The following is an 18915-nucleotide window of genomic DNA, read 5'->3' as shown; positions in this document are numbered from 1 at the left end:
ATAGGGCGATCGAGTCCAGGTAATCCTATGACGTTAACGGTTGGCGCATCGCTTCAGCACAACAAGTACGAGATTCAGGATATTCTCAACCTCAGCGACCTTGGGGTCACCTATCAAGCAATCCACACTTACCTGAATCAGCCCGTTATCCTTCACACCTTTAATCAGGTTGCCCAACAGCGACCAGATATTGACCAACTCAAACAGCAATTTAAGCAGCAAGTTCGATCGCTGGTGCAGCAGCCCCAGTCTTCACTCCGGATTTTGGACTGTTTTGAAGAAAATAATCTACCGTTCGCAGTTCTGCCCTTCCAGCCCGATCAGCCTCCGGTCAAATTGAGCGACTGGTTTTCGGTGGCGGTTGAAGCGGTTGAGGACGGGCAGGTTGAGCGATCGAAGCTGATCCAAGGAACGGGTAATGCTCAAGATAAACAGCTCCCGGATCAGCCGCTTCAGAACAAAATACTTCAGGACAAATCGCTTCAGGATAGGCAATCCCAGCCCGTAGGATCAACCGTTCAACAATCTACACTGAAATCTACACTGACTGCCCCCGCCCATTCTGCTCCCGCAGCCAGTTTTCCATATCCATCTACGCCAGTCTCCTCCCTTGCAACTCCGTCTTCCGTCGCTCGTTCCAGTCCTGCTGAGGTTTTCAAATCGCCTCGGAGACAACGAATACCTGCGGCTCTGATGGTTGCCTCTCTCGTCGGTGGCTTTGTGGGAGCTGGGATGGGACTGGCCTTGCGCATCGCTGCCACCCCTCAGGAGAATGGCAAAGCAGCCCTGAACTTATTTAATAAAGAGCAGAGTTTTCCATCTGCTGGAAGCTGGCCCATCCGCGAACGGGCAATTTATACTCCTGAAACTGCGATCGAACAACCGCTTTACCGGACTAACTCCTCCCCAGAGACGGTCGATCCCTGGCAGACACTCCCCTCTGAGAGTTATCCATCCTATTCTCCTCCTGCAATCACCGACAGCATCAGTCCTTCCCCCGAACTTGGATCTGATGTTCCCCTCAAAGAATTACCGTCTGATAATGCTCCGTCGTCCCCAGCGGTTGAACTGCCTCCAGATGTCGATTCGCTCTACACCGATGAGTGGCTGCCGCCTGTTGATACGCTACCGCCAGGCGATCAGTACACCGCTCCGATGCTTCCCTCTGTCCCCAACGACATTTCCCCCCTTCCTCCCCAGTCCAACCAAACACTACCCTCATCTCCCTCCAAACGATTTACCCCAAATGGTCTTAGCGTTGTGAACCAATAATTGCCTGGGCCCAACCAGACTAGGCTAGAATCTAAGCGACTGGGTGCGATCGCTCAGTTCGATCTTTACCTTTGGCAACCACGTTTTGCATGACAGCTTCTGAACTTTCCCCGTCCGAGTCCCAGAGTCATTCTCATTCCACCAACGGAGTTGAACCGACTGCCAATCCTCATCCGCATCATCCTCATGGTGACCATGAACACGCTGCAGTTCATCCGCACGTTCACAGTGAAGAGTCCCTGCGGCGAATTGTCAATCGCCTCTCTCGCGTAGAAGGACATATTCGCGGTATTAAAATGATGGTGCAGGAAAGTCGTCCCTGTCCCGATGTTCTGATCCAGCTTGCCGCCGTTCGAGGGGCGATCGACCGGGTTTCCCGCATGATTTTAGATGAACACCTGAGCGAGTGCGTTGCCAGGGCCGCTAAGGAAGGCAAGATTGAGGAAGAAATTGAAGAACTGAAGGCAGCCCTCGATCGGTTTTTGCCATAAGATTTGCCGTAAGGATTTGCCGTAGGGAAAAGGCAAGACCTCGGGGTGAGCTTAGTCGAACGCTGCCTGCGCTAAGGAAAGCAGTTTCCACTTCTGACTCCTCACTCCCCACTCCTCACTCCCCACTCCTCACTCCTCACTTAATATAATTAAACCTAAACCCATAATCCTCAGAAGGCATGGCGACAGAACTTCAGACAGACCTGGCAGCAGCCGTTGAAAAACGTCGAAATTTTGCAATCATTTCTCACCCGGATGCCGGGAAAACGACCCTGACAGAGAAACTGTTGCTCTATGGAGGCGCGATTCATGAAGCCGGTGCGGTGAAAGCGCGGCGGGCCCAGCGTCATGCCACGTCCGACTGGATGGCAATGGAACAACAGCGGGGAATTTCCATTACCTCTACCGTGCTGCAATTTCTCTATGGCGGGTTCTGGATCAATTTGCTGGATACGCCAGGACACCAGGACTTTAGTGAAGACACCTACCGAACGCTGGCGGCTGCGGATAATGCAGTGATGCTGGAAGATGCTGCGAAAGGTTTGGAGCCCCAAACTCGCAAGCTGTTTGAGGTTTGCCGGATGCGGGGTCTGCCAATTTTTACCTTTTTCAATAAGCTCGATCGCCCCGGACGAGATCCGTTTGAGCTACTGGATGAAATTGAGCAGGAGTTAGATCTGCAAACCTACGCGGTGAATTGGCCAATTGGTATGGGCGATCGCTTCAAGGGCGTATTCGATCGACGGAATCGGCAGATTCACCTGTTTGAACGGTCTGCCCACGGGAGTCGTACCGCTCAAGATACGGTAGTGGATCTGGGCGATCCTCGGATTGAAGAACTGCTGGAACAGGATCTGTACTATCAGCTCAAGGAAGATCTGGAAGTCCTGGAGGAAGTGGGAGCCGATTTTGACCTGGAGAAGGTGCATCAGGGGCAGCAAACCCCAGTATTCTTCGGCAGTGCCATGACCAATTTCGGTGTACAGCTTTTTCTCGACTCCTTTTTAGACTATGCCCTCAAGCCCAGCCCCCGCCGCAGCACCATAGGCGATGTTGAACCGTCCTATCCCGATTTTTCTGGGTTTGTGTTCAAGCTACAAGCCAACATGGATCCGAAGCACCGCGATCGAATTGCCTTCATTCGGGTTTGTTCTGGCAAGTTTGAGAAAGATATGACGGTGAGCCATGCCCGATCGGGAAAAACCGTGCGGCTCTCCCACCCCCAAAAGCTATTTGGACAGGATCGAGAGTCCCTGGCAGAGGCTTTCCCTGGGGATGTGATTGGTTTGAACAATCCGGGTGTGTTTGCGATCGGCGACACGATTTACAACGGCAAGCGACTGGAATACGAAGGAATTCCCATGTTCTCGCCAGAGCTGTTTGCCTACCTGAAAAACCCCAACCCTTCTAAGTTCAAGCAGTTTCGCAAAGGGGTCAGCGAACTCCGGGAAGAGGGAGCTGTACAAATTATGTATTCCGTCGATGAATCCAGACGCGATCCCATCCTGGCGGCAGTTGGCCAACTCCAGTTTGAAGTCGTACAGTTTCGCTTGCTGAATGAGTATGGGGTAGAAACCCTGCTTGATCCATTACCCTTTAGCGTGGCGCGTTGGGTGGATAGCGGCTGGGAGGCATTGCAGAAAGTGGGTCGCCTATTTAATACGGCCACGGTCAAAGATAGCTGGGGTCGTCCAGTTCTGCTTTTCCGCAATGAGTGGAACTGTCAGCAGGTGGAAGGAGAGCATCCAGAATTAGAGCTGAAGTCGGTGGCTCCGGTGGTGTCGGGGCAGGAGCCGGAGGCTTTGTAGGGAGTCGGGAGTCGGGAGTCGGGAGTCGGGAGTCGGGAGTCAGAATCCAGGAGCCAGGAGCCAGGAGTAGAGACGGTTTGCCGTAGCGCAGGCCGCGTTCGACGAAGCTCACGCCGAAGTCTTGCCTGCTAGGGAGCTATTCATGGTGCAATATGTAAAAGTGGGATACACCCGATGGGCCCTTCGTTCTGATTCCTGGCTTCCCATTCCCCACACCCCATTCCCTACTCCCCACACCCCATTCCCTACTCCCCACTCCCCCATCAACAAACTTGCGCTGAAGCCAATCAATCCAGTTCGCTTTCCAAAACAGTGGCGATCGCCTGCCGAGAATTGTCCTGGAACTCCTTCACGTTGACCCGGTTCAGGAACCAGACTGCGATCATCATCCCCATTGCCTGGATAGCGAACACTAATCCATAGGCGAAAACCAGATTGGTAAACAGTTGCCGACCTAAGGATAGAACGGCTCCTCCGGTGACAGTGGCGATCGCCCGCGCCAAGGCTTGAGAGAGTCCCCATGCCCCAATAAAGGTTCCGGCGGTTTCTGCTGCCGTTAAGTCCAGCATCATGCTGATGGCTCCCGTGGTCGTCACTCCTGAGGCCAGCCCAAATAGGAGCAGTGCGCCCCGTAGCAGGGATGGATTTTGGGTGAAGCCAGAGAGAATAATCAGCGAAAAGCTAACCGCAACAAACCAACAGCCGATCGCCGCAGTCCGCTGTTTTCCTAAACGAGGAACAACCAAAAAGCCCGTTGAACTCAGACCCACCAGCGTACCCATACCCCAAAAGGCATTGAGTTGCGTCGTTTCCGCATAGGTCATGCCAAAGACCTGCCCCCCGTAAGGTTCCAGGACGGGTTCCTGCATAAACAAGCTAATTGTCATTACCAGCAGGAAAGAGAAGAATAGCCCCGTCTGACGGCTGGCGGTCAAGACTTTTAACGCAGTGCCCAGCGTGATTTTGTCTTCTCGATTGGTTTTAGTGAAGGTCGATCGATTGGAAAACCGGGAATATTTTTTCTCAATGCCGACCGTTCCCAGAATCACCAGCACAATCACCAGGGCAGGCACGATAACAAATAATCGATCGATCGCAACCTGTAAACTAGCGATCGGTGCATCGGCCTCCAGTTGACGCAGTAGTCCACCACTGAGAATTGCGCCAATCACAATTCCCACCATCAGCATCGACCAGACAACCCCAACAATTTGCGATCGATTGTCTTCATCTGATACATCCACCAGTAAGGCAGCAAACGGGGTGGAACCGGCACTTAAAGCCAGACCGTACAGCGTAAAGAGGAATGCGAGAGCGATCGTCCAGCCCACAATCTGCGGTGTCCAAGCCCATGCCCCTGCTGCACTGATGCTATTTCCCACCTGCCAGGTGACCTGCACTGCCAGGAAGGACAGGATGGTAAAACAGATCGTGCCCAACCATACATATCCACTGCGATGCAGACCAAACAGCCGTTTTGAGTCCGACATTTGCCCAAACCAAACCCGCGCCGGAGCCACAAATTGATGCATGGCGATCGCTCCAGCCGCAATGATTGCTGGAACTGCCAGTCCATCAATCAGAACCCGGTTCAGTACGCCTAAAGTCAGGATAGACATAATACCTAACCCCATCTGGAAGAGTCCCAGACGAAACATCGTCAGGAGGGTAACTCTGGGACGGGAACCCGGATCAGCCGATTGCATGGCGGTAGGGTCAGAAAAGTGTTCAGTTGCCATAGTGATTTAATCGTTTCAGTCTCAATCGCTGAAGGAAAGGCGGTTTAAACCGTTGGAGATGAAGATCAATTAGGCCTTAAATAGGCTTAAAACAAACCCAGTCTTAAAACAAGCCCTAAAACACAAGGAGTCGGCAGATCAATTTCCGTTCCACTCAACCCATGAGTGAACCATGCGATCTCCTGACTCTTTATCGTGTTTCTACTTTATTTAAGATAAAGCCGTCTGTGCCTCAATGTGAGGCTGTTTTACAAATTCACTTAAAAAATTGCCTCAATCTAAATCCCGTAACGCCACCAACTGAGAATCGTAGAGACAATGTAAAGGACGATCGCACAGCCGATAATGGCCGGAATGATCAGTACCCCTTGCACATTCCAGTCAAGAAACATAAAGTCAAGGCCAAACCGTTGCTGTAGGAGTCGAAAACTCCATTCTCCCAGTATTACCCCTGCCATACCAATCAAAATCATGCCAGCCAGTTTTCCTGGAATGCTTCTGGGAATAAAAATATTGGCGGCACCTGCACAAGCTACGGCAATCACCAGCTTAATTAATACATTCGCAAAATTAGCAATGTCCATTTTTCCCCTGTGACTTGAAAGAGGGTAAAGTTTGATTACTATAAAATCCAAACCGAAAAATCCAAACCGAAAGCCCGCAGGAAGATTTCAGACTCGAAACCGACTGTGGCTTCCCAGATTGGCGTGAAGCGAGCGGGTAGATGACTAACTGGGGCGAACTGGCTCGTTGCTAGCCTGCCCCAAATGCATAGAGGTGAGAAATATAGAGGTGAGAAATTCTGATATTAGTTTACCCACAGAATGCGTGAGCGGAACACAACCGCTCAACAGAGCAGGTGAACGATGCTTTATCCGTCAACCGTTGTAATGCGCGGTAAAATCAGTCCATCGTTCTCTGCAACGGGCTGAAGTAATTTGACTTGCTCTGCGAACTGGGGAACCTGTTCAGGTTGTGCCTGTTGTAGGATTCTGAGCAACGCCACACTTTGATCAAGAAGCTGTTCCACATCCACCGTGGCATAGGATGGCAAGTAGCGACGTAATCGATTGATTCCCTCTCCCAGGAGAATGGTTGCGCCTCGCAGGTTTTGATTACTCAGGTGATAGAGGGCAACAGCAATCTGCAAAACCCCTTGATAGAAGCTCTTTTGAGGTTCAGTAGCTTCCATCCAGATGGCTTCCAGGGTGTCATGGCACTCGTAAAACTGTCCTTGATTAAATTGCTCGACTCCGTGCCAAAACTCGGCGGCAACTTCAGCGGCAGTATCGTCAGTCATGAAGGGTTGATGAGCCTGTGGACTGAGTACACCCTAGCTTGAAAAGGTGCAGGAGATCCTGATCCTGTTCAGGATGTTCAAGATTCATGTTATGGGGCAGTCTGGAGTTGGGATTGGAGTGACTCATGGGAGTGAATCAGCAATCCCGATCGATCGCCTTGAACCGCAAGGGTCAACGGTGTTTGTGCCGATAATTGCTCTGAATCCGCGGTTTGCCAGAGTATCCAGCGACTACCGGGCGATAAAGTGCTGAGACTTCCAGGATTTTGGCTAATCCAGATCAGCGGTTGAGGGGGGGGCTGACTCAGACGAGCTTCGCCAAACTGAACCGCAGCGAGGGTTTCCAAAACCGATCGATCGCCCTGGACTAATCCTGTTTTTGCCGTCCATACCTGGGCAGGAAGAGAACGTTGAAGAACATAGAAGTAGAGGGAAGCAGCAGTGATGACGGCTTGCTCAAAGGCTGGGGCTGACCACTGGGTCGCACTATCTAAACCAATGATGATGGACTGTCCCCCCGTGTAGGTTTCTAACTCTCGCACCCGCAACTCCCCATAGCGGGCACTGGTACGCCAATGAACCAACCGAATTGCATCTCCCCAGCGGTAGGGTCTTAGGGTGCGAGTTAGCCCCTCGGTCGCGGCATGGGAGTGGTAGGCACTGATGATCTGCTGATGCGTGTTTTGCCCCATTTGATCAATCAATGGGCACTGGCTCAAGGATAAAACCGTAGGATAGACGATCGCCTTTGCCGAAATGGACTGCTCCCGCCGACACCAGAACAAGCCCAGGGGGGCGGCCGTCCTCAGGGCGATCGTCTGCCAGTGGTAAACCCCGCGATGCGTTGTAGGTTGCCCATAGCTCCAGAGGTAAGAATTTTCGGCTGGGATGCGATCGATTGCCTGCACTACTGATTTCCCCAGCTCAGGCGGCAAGATATCCTCTACCTGAAGCAGGCTCTTTGAGGTGGAGGTCTGATTGTCCAACTTCAGGGTGATGGTGAGGGGTTCTCCCATGCTGACTGGGGCGATCGGCTGTCGCGTCATCCGAATTCCCTGGAGCGATCGAGGAGCCAGAAAAGCAGCCAGCAGCAGCAGAGCCAGCATGATCCCGCTCATGACATAAAGCCAGCCCGCCATCGTATTTGTTGCAGCTCCAAAGAAAAATAAAGCCAGTCCCACCATCAGCCAACTGCTGTAGGCAGGAGCAATCCATCGAGTTTCACACCAGTGTAATAAGCGGTAAAGCATGGGTAGTACAAATGGCTCAGGCTGTGCTGACTTCTCATAAAATCGATTGTGCCCTCCTGCTCCACCAAAGTTTCTATCCCCCTTTTCCCTCTTCCCCCTACAATCCCTACCTTTCGATCCCTAGTCCCCAGAAGGTGTCTCAAGCTATAATTTGGGCGAAGCAGCGTAAACTTTCTTTATGAGTAACCCTTTAGTTCATGCTTTTTTTGTCGGTAGAGCGTTTGCGGAGGCGGTTGGGGAGCAAGTTGAGATTACTGTAACCAATGCCCTCAGTGAATTGGGTAAATTTGATGCAGAGCAGCGCGAACGGTTGCGTCAGTTTACTGAGGAAGTGATGGAACGGGCGAACCGGGCTGAGGAAATGGCGATGCAGGATCGTCCCGCCTCAGAGGGATACTCCCCCCGTTCCCAGGCTGATTTGCAAGCCATGATCGATGATCTCCGAGCTGAGACGGCTCAACTTCGAGCTGAACTACAACGATATCGCAACCGCTCCGTATAGTGTGCCAGGGATGAGTGACCCACAACCAATTTATGTAGACGGTTCAAGCGGCTTACTATGGGGGCGTGCAAAGGCGCAGCGTGCAAAAGCCTACCGCTGGAATCGAGAAAACTACTCACAACAGCGTCGGTATATTGATATATGGACGTTTGTGCTAAGGCTGCTGGCGGCAAATTGGGCTTACGGTAAAGCCTGGACGTATCCTAATGGGATGACGGAAGAAGCCAAGGCAAAGCGGCGACGCGGGTTAGCCGTTTGGATTCGGGAGACTCTGTTAGATTTGGGTCCTACCTTTATTAAGGTGGGACAGTTGTTTTCGACCCGTGCTGACCTATTTCCCGTTGAGTACGTTGAAGAACTATCTAAGCTCCAGGATAAGGTGCCTGCGTTTAGCTACGAGCAGGTTGAGTCCATTATTCAACAGGATTTTGGCAGAACCATTCCAGAGCTGTATCGCAGTTTTGACCCTATCCCCCTGGCAGCAGCCAGTCTGGGACAAGTGCATCGGGCCCAGCTTCATTCTGGTGAAGAAGTGGTGGTTAAGGTGCAGCGGCCGGGGCTGAAGAAGCTGTTCACCATTGACCTGGCTATCCTGAAAGGAATTGCTCGATATTTCCAGCGACATCCGAAATGGGGACGAGGGCGGGATTGGCTTGGTATTTACGAAGAGTGCTGCCGCATCCTCTGGGAAGAGATTGAGTATCTCAACGAAGGCCGGAATGCCGATACGTTCCGGCGCAATTTCCGTGATGAGGGCTGGGTCAAGGTTCCCAGGGTTTACTGGCGGTATAGTTCGCCGCGCATCCTGACCCTGGAATATATGCCAGGGATCAAGATTAGTCACTACGAAGCGATCGAAGCCGCAGGACTCGATCGCAAACACCTGGCTAATCTGGGCGCGAAGGCTTACCTACAGCAGTTGCTCAATGATGGATTTTTCCATGCTGATCCCCATCCTGGCAACATCGCAGTCAGTCCCGATGGTTCCCTCATCTTCTACGATTTTGGCATGATGGGGCGCGTCAATCCGATCACCCGCGAAAAGCTGATGGATACATTCTTCGGCATTGCCCAGAAAGATGCCGATCGCGTGGTTTCTTCGTTGGTGGCGTTGGGGGCGTTAGCTGAAGCAGAGGATATGGGCCCGGTGCGGCGATCGGTTCAGTTTATGCTGGACAACTTCATGGACAAGCCCTTTGAGGAACAGTCCGTTGCCACCATCAGCGATGACTTGTACGAAATCGCCTACGATCAACCCTTTCGGTTTCCGGCTACCTTTACCTTTGTCATGCGCGCCTTCTCCACCCTGGAAGGAGTTGGCAAAGGGCTAGATCCAGAATTTAACTTTATGGAGGTTGCAAGACCTTTTGCAATGCAGCTTATGACAAACGGCAATGGTTCTCGATCCAATGGTCTTTCGGAAAGCATCATTGGTGAATTGGGTCGGCAAGCGGCTCAGGTCAGCAGTACGGCTCTGGGTCTCCCCCGTCGCTTTGAAGATACCCTGGAAAAGCTCGATCGCGGTGACATCCGAATTCGAGTTCGGGCCACTGAAACCGATCGGGCCCTGCGTCGCGTCAGTGGCGTTAATATGGGAACAAACTACACGCTGCTCGTCGTTGCGTTTACAATATCCGCTACGATTCTTCTAGTGAACCAATACATTTGGCTCGCTATCCTATCTGCTTCGCTGGCAGTTATGGCAGGGATCGCCCTGGTTCGGCTGATGATCCGCCTTGATCGGCTCGATCGAATGTTCTAGTTCTCAGTTGTCTGGTTCAATTCTCTAGTTCAATGTCCACCCCATTCCGTTGCCAGTGCTACTTGTTACGTCATGAAACGTTTTTTCACGGGTCTGACTGATCCGGGACTTGTCCGCAGCGTCAATCAGGATGATTATTACATCGATCCACAGGGTCGATACTTCATCGTGGCAGACGGAATGGGAGGTCACACTGGAGGGCAGGAAGCCAGCCGCATTGCCACTCAGTCCATTCAGGAACACCTCGACACCTATTGGGATTCTTCTGAACCGTCTAAGACGCTCCTGGAGGCTGCTTTCCTGCGGGCAAACCAGGCAATCCTTCAGGATCAGTCCAAGCATCCAGAGCGATCGGACATGGGGACAACGGCTGTAACCGTGCTGCTGCGCGATGAGCAACCCTGGTGTGCCCACATTGGCGACTCCCGCCTGTATCGTCTGCGAGGAGCAAAACTTCAGCAGATTACAGAAGATCATACATGGGTTGCCCGGGCCATGAGGCTGGGGGATATCACCCCCGATCAGGCCCGGATTCATCCCTGGCGACATATTCTCTCTAAATGCCTGGGGCGGGAAGATCTGCGCCAGATTGATGTGCAATCGTTTGACCTGCAGCCGAACGATCGCCTCCTGTTGTGTAGCGATGGTTTGACAGAAGAACTGTCTGACGGTCTGATTACTTCTCACCTCAAAAGTATTCGGGCTTGCGATCGAGCGGCCCTGTCGCTGGTGAACGCGGCGAAGGATAAGGGGGGACGGGATAATATCACCGTTGTAATTGTTGCATTTGATGACTCAATCGCCGACGATACATTCGGATAGAGAAAATTCATGTTATAAGCGATGGGTGCTGTGAAATCAGCTCAAATTTGCTAAACTACTCTCGCTCTATTACGCCTCTACTATGCGATCGCGTCGGTTCACCTCGTCTAAGCGTCTACATTCTCGTCGTGCTTCTCGACATGGCAATCCTTCCCGAAAGCGAGTCAGTTTTCGCCAGCGTTTCCTGGGCACGATCCTGATATTGTTGGTATTGGGAATCGGGGTTAAAACACTGGAAGGAATTATGCGGACACCGGAAGCCGTCTTGGTGTTGGGGGGGGCGGTTGAGCGAGAAATTTTTGCAGCAGAGTTTGCCAAAAAATACCCAGATTTACCTGTATGGGTTTCCTCGGGGAGTAACCCTGAGTATGCCGAGTGGGTGTTTCTGGAGGCCGGAATTGATGCGGAACGGCTGCATCTGGATTATCAAGCCATTGACACAGTGACAAACTTCACAACCCTGGTCGATGAGTTTAAATCCAGAGGAATTCACAGCGTCTATCTGATTACTTCGGATTATCATATGCGACGCGCCAAGGTGATTGGAGAGATTGTGTTTGGCAGTCAGGGGATTGCGTTCAAACCGATCGCCGTACCGTCTGACTATTCTCCTGAACCCTGGGGCAAGGTTCTTCGAGATGCAGCGCGATCGGTTTCCTGGGTGGTTACAGGACGCACGGGAGCGAGTCTGGCGCAGACCTGGTATCGGGAGTAGGGCATCGGGAGTAGATTGGGAATTGTTGGATCTGCACGTCTTCAGCCGGGATTCCTCTACTCCCAGGTGGGTGAGTCCGTCCGGCCAACGCAGTATCCTAGAAGGAGAGGGGATTCCCCCCTCTGAACCTTTTGCCAGAACGTTACCCCACGTTAGCCCGTGACGACCTCCCCCAAAGCCCTAACCCTCGTCAAAGATCCCGATCGCCTGGAAGCTCGCCTCAAGGAAATTCCCCCTGAACCGGGGGTCTATTTCATGCGAGATACGGCGGATAATATTCTTTACATTGGTAAATCGAAAAAGCTGCGGGCCCGGGTGCGCTCCTACTTTCGGGATGATCACGATCGCAACCCGCGGATTGCCCTGATGGTGATGCAGGTGGCGGAGATTGAATTCATCGTCACCGATACGGAAGCGGAAGCCCTGGCCCTGGAAGCCAACCTGATCAAGCAGCACCAACCCCACTTCAACGTGCTGCTGAAGGACGACAAGAAATATCCCTATCTCTGCGTCACCTGGAGCGAAGAGTATCCCCGGATTTTTATTACGCGCAAACGCCGCCTGGGCAAGGGCAAAGATCGGTACTATGGCCCCTATGTTGATGTGCATGCCCTTCGTAGCACCCTGCGATTGGTGAAGCGGATTTTTCCCCTGCGGCAGCGACCTCAACCCCTGTTTAAAGACCGTCCCTGCCTGAACTACGATATCGGTCGCTGTTTAGGCGTGTGCCAGAAGATTGTGTCCGCTGAAGACTACCGCAAGATGATCCTGAAGGTGGTGATGATCTTTCAGGGGCGAACCACTGAACTGGAGGCGATGCTGACGCAACAGATGGAAAAGTCCGCCGAGGAGCTGAACTTTGAGTATGCAGCCCGGTTGCGGGATCAGATTCGCGGTTTGCAGGCGTTGACCGCTGACCAGAAAGTGGCCCTGCCGGATGATACGGTTTCCAGGGATGCGATCGCCCTGATGGCAGATGATCACCATGCCTGTGTACAGCTATTCCAGATTCGCGCCGGTCGCCTGGTGGGTCGATTAGGATTTGTGGCCGATGCCCAGTCGGGTACGCCAGGAGCGATTTTACAGCGGGTGTTGGAGGAACACTACTCTACGGTGGAGTCTGTGGAAATTCCAGCCGAAATTCTGACGCAGCACGAACTCCCTGAACATGAGATTCTGGCGGAGTTTCTGTCACAGCGCAAAGGGCGAAAAGTTGCCATGTACGTCCCCCAGCGGCAATCAAAAGCAGAGCTGATCGAAATGGTGGAGCGCAATGCAGGCTATGAACTGGCCCGCACCCAGCGATTTGCCGATCGCAATAATCAGGCAATGCTGGATCTGGCGACGATTCTGGACTTACCGGATCTGCCCCACCGGATTGAGGGCTACGACATTTCCCATATCCAGGGTTCGGATGCCGTTGCCTCCCAGGTGGTGTTTGTCGATGGGATTCCTGCCAAGCAGCATTACCGCCACTATAAAATCAAAACTCCCACCGTGCGATCGGGGCATTCCGATGACTTTGCCAGCATGGCGGAGGTGATTCGGCGCAGATTCCGCAAGTATGAAGGGGGACGATCGCAGGCAGAAGGGAAGGACTTTAACTATCGTCCGAAATCCTCTATCCTTTCTTCCTCGAAGGATGACTTTCCTGATCTGGTAATGATCGACGGCGGGAAAGGACAGCTTTCTGCGGTGGTAGAAGTTCTGCGGGAGATGAATTTGTTAGGGGATGTGCGGGTGGTCAGTCTGGCCAAACAGCGAGAAGAGATCTTTCTACCCGGAGAATCCTTACCCCTGACCACCGATGCCGAACAGCCTGGCGTTCAACTCCTGCGCCGCCTGCGAGATGAAGCCCACCGATTTGCGGTCAGCTTCCACCGTCAACAGCGCAGCGATCGAATGCGTCGTTCTCGGTTAGACGAAATTCCTGGCTTGGGTCACCATCGCCAGAAGCAGTTACTCGCCCACTTTCGCTCGATCGATTACCTGCGGGAAGCCTCCCCAACTCAAATTGCTGAAGTTCCTGGAATTGGGCCGAAGATGGCACAGCAGATCTATGACTACTTTCATCCCAATCAGGCGGGTGGGGCGATCGATTCAGTGGGAGCAGGTTTGGAATCAACGTAGAAACAGAGTTTGAATTAGGCTTGCCCTTCTTTACCCCGGTGTCCATCGGGAAAAATCGTTGCCCCATCGCAGAAGGCTTCACTCAGGTCGGCAAATTGGGCGCGCGCGAGGTTACAACCACCTAGATTTGCTTTGGTCAACTGAGTCTGCTGCAAATTGGTGTTGGATAAGTTGGCATTGCTTAAGTTCACAAAGCGCAGATCTGCTTCATATAAGTCCGCACTCTGTACATTAGCCCCCGTTAGATTTGCTCCTTCCAGACAAGCGTACCTGAGATCCGATCGCATTAAGTTAGCCTGTTGCAGGTTTGCGTTTGCTAAATTAACCATTTGCAGCCTGGCGTTTCCCAGTTCTGCCTCTGTAAGGTTTACGCCCTGCAAGTTGGCCCGACTGAGGTTAGCGTAGGGCAAGTAAGCCTGCCTGAGGTTACTGTTCTGCAGGTTAATTCCTTGTAGATCGCATTCAAACAAATCCGCCTGACTGAGATCAACCTCTTGAAAATTACGCTTACCGTTGGCGTATTCGATTAGAAGTTCTTGAACGGTGATTTTCCGCATACAAGATATTCCGACACATCAAAACTGCCCTCTTAGTTCTCCCGATCGAAGCTTGAGCTAAGGTTTCGGATGAGCAAAAAAAGACGGCTTGTCCCTATGAAAAAGTTGAGTATATATACCTATCTTCTCTTTATAAAAGTTTACGAAGATAGGCTGCAAAAGTGTCAATATTTAACTTTTTCTTTAGGGTCGTTTGTTATGCTGCAAGATTGCCTCCTTCAGGTATTCGATCGCTTGAGCCAGATTGCCCGCAATCCAGCCGCTTTTGCCCCTTCGTAATCTTCCCGAAAACTATCTCCAACGTGCCACGCTCGATCGGGGGAACATTGATGTTTAGCCAGAGCCGCCTCAAAAACGGCTCTCTCTGGTTTAGCAGCTCCAACTTCAGTGGAAATGGTGACAGACGTAAAGTAATCGCTCAGTTTCAAGACCTTCAGAACTGGGTAAAGGCGGGTATCGAAATTAGAGAGTATGCCCAACTCAACGTTTTGCTGCCGCCAGTAGACCAGCGATCGAGCCACCTCAGGGTAAACAAACCAGGGTTCAGCCGTAGCAAAGTACTGATAGAGAGCCGAAAAAAAAGCAGAAAAATCATGAAACCGGGAGTATAAACCGACTTGCTCAAACGTCCGTACGGCAACCTGTTCCCACCATTCATATTCTTGTCGGGGAATGTCTGCCACGGGTGATCCAGGAAACGCCATCGGACTTGCCGCTTTGAAGCTTTGGAAAAACGCCTGGTTTAATGTCTGGGGATCTGCCTCGACCCCAAACTGATGAGCGATCGTACTGTATGCCGCCCCCACACTATCCTTCACCCCAAACAATGTTCCCACAGCATCAAAAAAGATGACCTGGGGGAATGGCTCTTTTTGGCTGGTCATCGCTACTACAAACTCAACAACAACTCCCGAATGGGCTGAGTAATCCAGTTGATTCCAACTTTGATTTGATGATCCAGGGTCGGCATGCGGTATAAATAAGCCAACCGTCGCGCCAGGTGCGCCGGAAGTCCATCCAGCTTGATGCCCAAGCCCGATAGGGTCGCGTTATTAGTGCCCAAAGTCATCATCTCGCCTAGAGGAGAATATCGGAAGGGCAGCAGGGGACGATCGGTGATAGAAGCCCAGATATTCCAGCTTGCGTAATCGGCTTGCTGTACGGCGGCTTGAGCCGTTCCCGGTACTTTTTGGCCTTCCGCATCCTGGCTTTCGGCAAGATCCCCCAGGGCAAAGAGTTCTGGATGGTCTACCACCTGAAGGGTCGGGGTGACAACCAACTGTCCCCTGAGATTATGCTTGAGCGGCAGGATTTGTACTACCTCTGCCACTTTAGTCCCTACTGTCCACAGCACAATATCCACGGGTAGGGTATCCACTTTGCCCTTATATTCCAGGGTGATAGAGTCGGCCGTCACTGACTCAACTTTCGTCTCTAGATCCAGCCACACACCTCGATCGCTCAGGGCCTTAGTGGCAGTTTCTCGGTTAAATTCCGGCGAGTTGCGCAAAATTTGCTCCGCGACTTCAATAATCCGGAGTCGTCCTCGATCGCCTAACCGTTCCGCCAGTTTGCAGGCTAACTCCACCCCGCTATAGCCCCCACCAACGATCGCCACCCGAATTTTTTCCAGGTCAGACTGTTCCAGAAGCCGTAACTTTTCTTCTAAATGATAGGCATCGGTTAGAGTCCTAAAGGAAATAGCGTAATCTGCCACCCCAGGAACCAGATCCATCGGCGTATCCCCTCCCAAAGCCAGCACGAGATAGTCGTAATCCAGGTTCGTGGCATCCTCCAGGTGAACTTGTTTCGCCGGAATGTCGATCGCACTGACTGCCGCCTGGTGAAACCGGATATTGGTGTTGGCCAGCAGCTCCGTAAAGGGAGGCGCGATTTCCCAGGTTTCCAGTTCTCCCGTCAGCAATTCATACAGTAAAGGGGCAAACAAAAAGCGATCGTGCTGATCCACCAGGGTAATTTCAGGTAGATGAGCCGGATCCCAGGGCAGTTGGCTGAGCTTAAGGGCAGTGTAGAGACCCCCAAAGCCACCACCTAAAATACAGATACGAGTCGGTTGCTGGGTCATGGTTCGATGGGTGCGTATAGCAGGCTTTTCCTATCAGGATAACAAGAGCCAATTAGTTGCGACGGGTACTGGCGGGCAGCGATCGGTCTGGGGAAGGCGTTACTTTCAATTCTCGATCGGATGTTTGATGCCCAACTGAACGCCCATTGCTGTAACCATTGCCATTGCGATCAATTAACCTTTCATTTGAGGTCACTAACTTGCCGTTTGAGGAGCGACCATTAGCAAGCTGATCCCCAAGCGATAAGTCGTCCAAGCCATTCAAATGCTCTACTTGATCTTGCAGTAGAATTTCTCGAATGAAGCGCGCTGCCGCACGCTGGGCTAATCCACCGACGATTTGCTGCCCCATTTGTTGAGCCTCAGGCTTCACCAGCAGACGCGGGATGATCGGCACCAACTGCATGGGGTCAAAACCGGGGGTGTCTCGCAGCAGTTCAATGATCCGCTGAACGCGCTGGAGATCATCCGATGGGGCGATCGGTGCAGGCAGCGGGGCAGATGGACTATTCCAGCTAATCAGGCGTTGGAAATTGTAGGTCACTTGCTCCAGAGTATTGCGACCATAGGCATCGATCCCCTTCACCAGTGCATCGGTCAGGTAAACTCGAATGAATTCTCCCCGTTCTGAAAACAGGAAATCCACCGTCTGGTTGAGCACCTGATTAATGTCGTAATCCTGGCTGTCTTTGGCGTTCCGCAGCAGATTTTCCAGGCGATTCCAGCGGAAATCACCGTTCTTAAATAGCAGATCTTGCAGCGACTGCCGCAGTTGGGGAGACTGATCGGTCAATAACCGCTTGGCGACGTAAGGATAGGCTTTACTGAGAACCTTAAAGTTGGGATCGACGTTAATCGCAATCCCTTCTAAGGTGACGAGCGATCGAATAATCAGGGCATAGTAGGCAGGAACCCGGAAGGGGAATTCATACATCACACGGGAAAGTTGATCTGTGATGCTCTTGAAGTTCAATTCTGCTACGCTCGCCCCCAGCGCGTTACTAAACACCCCTGCCAGCGCCGGGACGATCGGGGTTAGATCCGTTTCTGGGGTCAAAAACTCCAGCTTCACGTAGTCATTTGCCAAGCCCTCAAAATCACGGTTGACCAAATGCACAACCGCTTCGATTAGCCCGTACCGCTGGTAAGGCTTAACTTCGCTCATCATGCCGAAGTCCAGGTAGGCTAACTTACCGTCAGGCGTTGCCAGCAGGTTGCCGGGATGGGGGTCGGCGTGGAAGAAGCCATGCTCCAGCAATTGCAGCAAGGAACATTGCACCCCAACCTCGATCAGATAACTGGCATCATTCCCCTGCGCCCGAATTTCCAGGGGTTGAGTTAGCTTTGTACCCGTGATCCACTCCATCGTCAGTACCCGTCGCTGGGTGTACTGCCAGTAGATGCGCGGCACATAAATATCGGGTAAATGACCATACAGTTGGGCGAATCGCTCGGCGTTCTGTCCCTCCTGGGTATAGTCCATCTCTTCAAAAATCCGCGCCCCGAACTCATCCATAATCCCGACCAGATCGCTCCGAACCTGCTTCAGGTTATTGCTGGCCCAGGCAGCCAATCGACGCAGGATGAAGAGATCCAGGGTAATTTGCTGGGCCAATCCAGGACGTTGAACCTTGACCGCCACCGTTTCACCACTGCGGAGTTTGCCTTTGTAAACTTGCCCTAAGGAAGCGGCTGCGACGGGTTGGGGAGACAGTTCTGCATAGATTTTTTCCGGTCGATCGCCCAATTCTTCTTCAATGAACTGGAAAGCAACCTCGTTCGGGAAAGGCGGCAATTGGTCTTGCAAGAGAGCCAATTCTTCCAGGTAAAGCGGTGGCACCAGATCGGGTCGCGTCGATAAAGCTTGCCCAATTTTGATGTAAGCCGGTCCTAAATCCGTCAAAATCTCCCGCAACCGCACCGCTCGCCTGGATTGATTTTGCTCAATTTGCCCAGTGCGTTTGTCCCACCATAATGAACTCACAAAGCCTAAAAATGTCCAAAATACGGAGAGAATTCGACCCCAAACCTGGGTCGGACGATTGCGATACAGGGTAGCGATCGCCTCTGGGTCGTAGCGAGGAACTTCTTCCAGATCCCCCACATGAACTGACTTAAGATGCTCTTGGGGCAAAGGGTGGAGTTCACTTTCAACCACGATGCCTTGATCTGGCGTTGTATCGTTCGTTGTGGAAGGAGGAATTGGCATTGTTCGGATTCAGATGGTTCGGGTTTAGCGGATTTAAATAATTCAGTTCGGATTCAGTAATGTTCTGAGTCGCCTGGTTCGGATTGATTCAACTCAGGGATTGAATCAACTCAGTGACAGATGGCACCTATATCCGACTGTACCCTATGGCAGGTTGTCATTGAATTGACCTAAATGACGAGAAAACTAAACCCGATCGGTGTAGATTCCCGCAAGCTGACTGCACCTATGACGCTGATATACAATTGCAACGGGCTATGTAAAGCATTGTA

At 52.1% G+C, this 18915-nt stretch carries 16 protein-coding genes; 8 read left to right on the top strand and 8 right to left on the bottom strand.

Annotated features, from left to right (window positions below; translation table 11 throughout):
* Window positions 1-27 precede the first annotated feature (27 nt).
* The 3 genes from ACM1PF_RS16250 to ACM1PF_RS16240 all read left to right on the top strand — a co-directional run bounded on the left by ACM1PF_RS16250 (window position 28) and on the right by ACM1PF_RS16240 (window position 3571).
* Window positions 28-1272, top strand: a complete 1245-nt coding sequence (locus ACM1PF_RS16250) for a hypothetical protein (protein ID WP_416676325.1) — start codon at window positions 28-30, stop codon at window positions 1270-1272.
* A gap of 89 nt (window positions 1273-1361) precedes the next feature.
* The gene (locus ACM1PF_RS16245; protein ID WP_416676324.1) at window positions 1362-1763 is read left to right on the top strand and encodes a metal-sensing transcriptional repressor; all 402 of its coding nucleotides are present in this window, start codon (window positions 1362-1364) and stop codon (window positions 1761-1763) included.
* A gap of 179 nt (window positions 1764-1942) precedes the next feature.
* Complete coding sequence (locus tag ACM1PF_RS16240) at window positions 1943-3571, top strand: peptide chain release factor 3 (RefSeq protein ID WP_416676323.1); 1629 nt, start codon at window positions 1943-1945, stop codon at window positions 3569-3571.
* 287 nt (window positions 3572-3858) lie between these two features.
* On the opposite strand, the gene ACM1PF_RS16235 is transcribed toward ACM1PF_RS16240, so the two are convergent.
* From ACM1PF_RS16235 to ACM1PF_RS16220, 4 genes are all read right to left on the bottom strand, one after another.
* A complete protein-coding gene (locus ACM1PF_RS16235) occupies window positions 3859-5310 on the bottom strand; it encodes a BCD family MFS transporter (protein ID WP_416676322.1) in 1452 nt (483 codons plus the stop codon).
* Between the two features lie 278 nt (window positions 5311-5588).
* Window positions 5589-5894, bottom strand: a complete 306-nt coding sequence (locus ACM1PF_RS16230; RefSeq protein ID WP_416676321.1) for a hypothetical protein — start codon at window positions 5892-5894, stop codon at window positions 5589-5591.
* Between the two features lie 287 nt (window positions 5895-6181).
* On the bottom strand, window positions 6182-6610 hold the full coding sequence (locus ACM1PF_RS16225) for a DUF309 domain-containing protein (protein WP_416676320.1): 429 nt from the start codon (window positions 6608-6610) through the stop codon (window positions 6182-6184).
* A gap of 89 nt (window positions 6611-6699) precedes the next feature.
* Window positions 6700-7860 (bottom strand): DUF58 domain-containing protein, encoded by a 1161-nt coding sequence (locus ACM1PF_RS16220; RefSeq protein WP_416676319.1) that lies wholly within the window; start codon window positions 7858-7860, stop codon window positions 6700-6702.
* 178 nt (window positions 7861-8038) lie between these two features.
* On the opposite strand from ACM1PF_RS16220, the gene ACM1PF_RS16215 reads away from it, so the two are divergent.
* From ACM1PF_RS16215 to uvrC, 5 genes are all read left to right on the top strand, one after another.
* A complete protein-coding gene (locus ACM1PF_RS16215) occupies window positions 8039-8362 on the top strand; it encodes a DUF6825 family protein (protein WP_416676318.1) in 324 nt (107 codons plus the stop codon).
* Window positions 8363-8372: 10 nt separating this feature from the next.
* A complete protein-coding gene (locus tag ACM1PF_RS16210) occupies window positions 8373-10124 on the top strand; it encodes an ABC1 kinase family protein (RefSeq protein WP_416676317.1) in 1752 nt (583 codons plus the stop codon).
* A gap of 72 nt (window positions 10125-10196) precedes the next feature.
* The gene (locus ACM1PF_RS16205) at window positions 10197-10946 is read left to right on the top strand and encodes a PP2C family protein-serine/threonine phosphatase (RefSeq protein ID WP_416676316.1); all 750 of its coding nucleotides are present in this window, start codon (window positions 10197-10199) and stop codon (window positions 10944-10946) included.
* Window positions 10947-11190: 244 nt separating this feature from the next.
* Complete coding sequence (locus ACM1PF_RS16200) at window positions 11191-11661, top strand: YdcF family protein (RefSeq protein ID WP_416676681.1); 471 nt, start codon at window positions 11191-11193, stop codon at window positions 11659-11661.
* A gap of 159 nt (window positions 11662-11820) precedes the next feature.
* Window positions 11821-13791, top strand: coding sequence for an excinuclease ABC subunit UvrC (uvrC, locus tag ACM1PF_RS16195; RefSeq protein WP_416676315.1), 1971 nt, complete (start codon window positions 11821-11823; stop codon window positions 13789-13791).
* A gap of 14 nt (window positions 13792-13805) precedes the next feature.
* On the opposite strand, the gene ACM1PF_RS16190 is transcribed toward uvrC, so the two are convergent.
* From ACM1PF_RS16190 to ACM1PF_RS16175, 4 genes are all read right to left on the bottom strand, one after another.
* Window positions 13806-14348, bottom strand: coding sequence for a pentapeptide repeat-containing protein (locus ACM1PF_RS16190; protein WP_416676314.1), 543 nt, complete (start codon window positions 14346-14348; stop codon window positions 13806-13808).
* Window positions 14349-14566: 218 nt separating this feature from the next.
* The gene (locus ACM1PF_RS16185) at window positions 14567-15232 is read right to left on the bottom strand and encodes an HAD-IA family hydrolase (protein ID WP_416676313.1); all 666 of its coding nucleotides are present in this window, start codon (window positions 15230-15232) and stop codon (window positions 14567-14569) included.
* A 5-nt stretch (window positions 15233-15237) separates the two neighbouring features.
* Window positions 15238-16434 carry an NAD(P)/FAD-dependent oxidoreductase gene (locus tag ACM1PF_RS16180; protein ID WP_416676312.1) on the bottom strand — a complete coding sequence of 399 codons (1197 nt, stop codon included), beginning with the start codon at window positions 16432-16434 and terminating at the stop codon, window positions 15238-15240.
* A gap of 52 nt (window positions 16435-16486) precedes the next feature.
* Complete coding sequence (locus ACM1PF_RS16175; RefSeq protein WP_416676311.1) at window positions 16487-18643, bottom strand: ABC1 kinase family protein; 2157 nt, start codon at window positions 18641-18643, stop codon at window positions 16487-16489.
* Window positions 18644-18915 lie beyond the last annotated feature (272 nt).

This window comes from Egbenema bharatensis FJBBOT/2019 (assembly GCF_048077055.1).
In the GTDB taxonomy this organism is placed as follows: domain Bacteria; phylum Cyanobacteriota; class Cyanobacteriia; order Elainellales; family Elainellaceae; genus Egbenema; species Egbenema bharatensis.
The sequence above is the reverse complement of the archived record's forward strand: the minus strand, read 5'-3'. Positions and strand labels throughout refer to the sequence as shown.

Bases quoted from the DNA above. Each gene is read 5' to 3' on its own strand.
- ACM1PF_RS16215 (WP_416676318.1), top strand. From the start codon at position 8,039: ATGAGTAACCCTTTAGTTCATGCTTTTTTTGTCGGTAGAGCGTTTGCG.
- ACM1PF_RS16210 (WP_416676317.1), top strand. From the start codon at position 8,373: ATGAGTGACCCACAACCAATTTATGTAGACGGTTCAAGCGGCTTACTA.
- ACM1PF_RS16220 (WP_416676319.1), bottom strand. From the start codon at position 7,860: ATGCTTTACCGCTTATTACACTGGTGTGAAACTCGATGGATTGCTCCT.
- ACM1PF_RS16185 (WP_416676313.1), bottom strand. From the start codon at position 15,232: ATGACCAGCCAAAAAGAGCCATTCCCCCAGGTCATCTTTTTTGATGCT.
- ACM1PF_RS16180 (WP_416676312.1), bottom strand. From the start codon at position 16,434: ATGACCCAGCAACCGACTCGTATCTGTATTTTAGGTGGTGGCTTTGGG.
- ACM1PF_RS16250 (WP_416676325.1), top strand. From the start codon at position 28: ATGACGTTAACGGTTGGCGCATCGCTTCAGCACAACAAGTACGAGATT.
- ACM1PF_RS16240 (WP_416676323.1), top strand. From the start codon at position 1,943: ATGGCGACAGAACTTCAGACAGACCTGGCAGCAGCCGTTGAAAAACGT.
- ACM1PF_RS16230 (WP_416676321.1), bottom strand. From the start codon at position 5,894: ATGGACATTGCTAATTTTGCGAATGTATTAATTAAGCTGGTGATTGCC.
- ACM1PF_RS16205 (WP_416676316.1), top strand. From the start codon at position 10,197: ATGAAACGTTTTTTCACGGGTCTGACTGATCCGGGACTTGTCCGCAGC.
- ACM1PF_RS16245 (WP_416676324.1), top strand. From the start codon at position 1,362: ATGACAGCTTCTGAACTTTCCCCGTCCGAGTCCCAGAGTCATTCTCAT.
- ACM1PF_RS16235 (WP_416676322.1), bottom strand. From the start codon at position 5,310: ATGGCAACTGAACACTTTTCTGACCCTACCGCCATGCAATCGGCTGAT.
- ACM1PF_RS16200 (WP_416676681.1), top strand. From the start codon at position 11,191: ATGCGGACACCGGAAGCCGTCTTGGTGTTGGGGGGGGCGGTTGAGCGA.
- ACM1PF_RS16190 (WP_416676314.1), bottom strand. From the start codon at position 14,348: ATGCGGAAAATCACCGTTCAAGAACTTCTAATCGAATACGCCAACGGT.
- ACM1PF_RS16175 (WP_416676311.1), bottom strand. From the start codon at position 18,643: ATGCCAATTCCTCCTTCCACAACGAACGATACAACGCCAGATCAAGGC.
- ACM1PF_RS16225 (WP_416676320.1), bottom strand. From the start codon at position 6,610: ATGACTGACGATACTGCCGCTGAAGTTGCCGCCGAGTTTTGGCACGGA.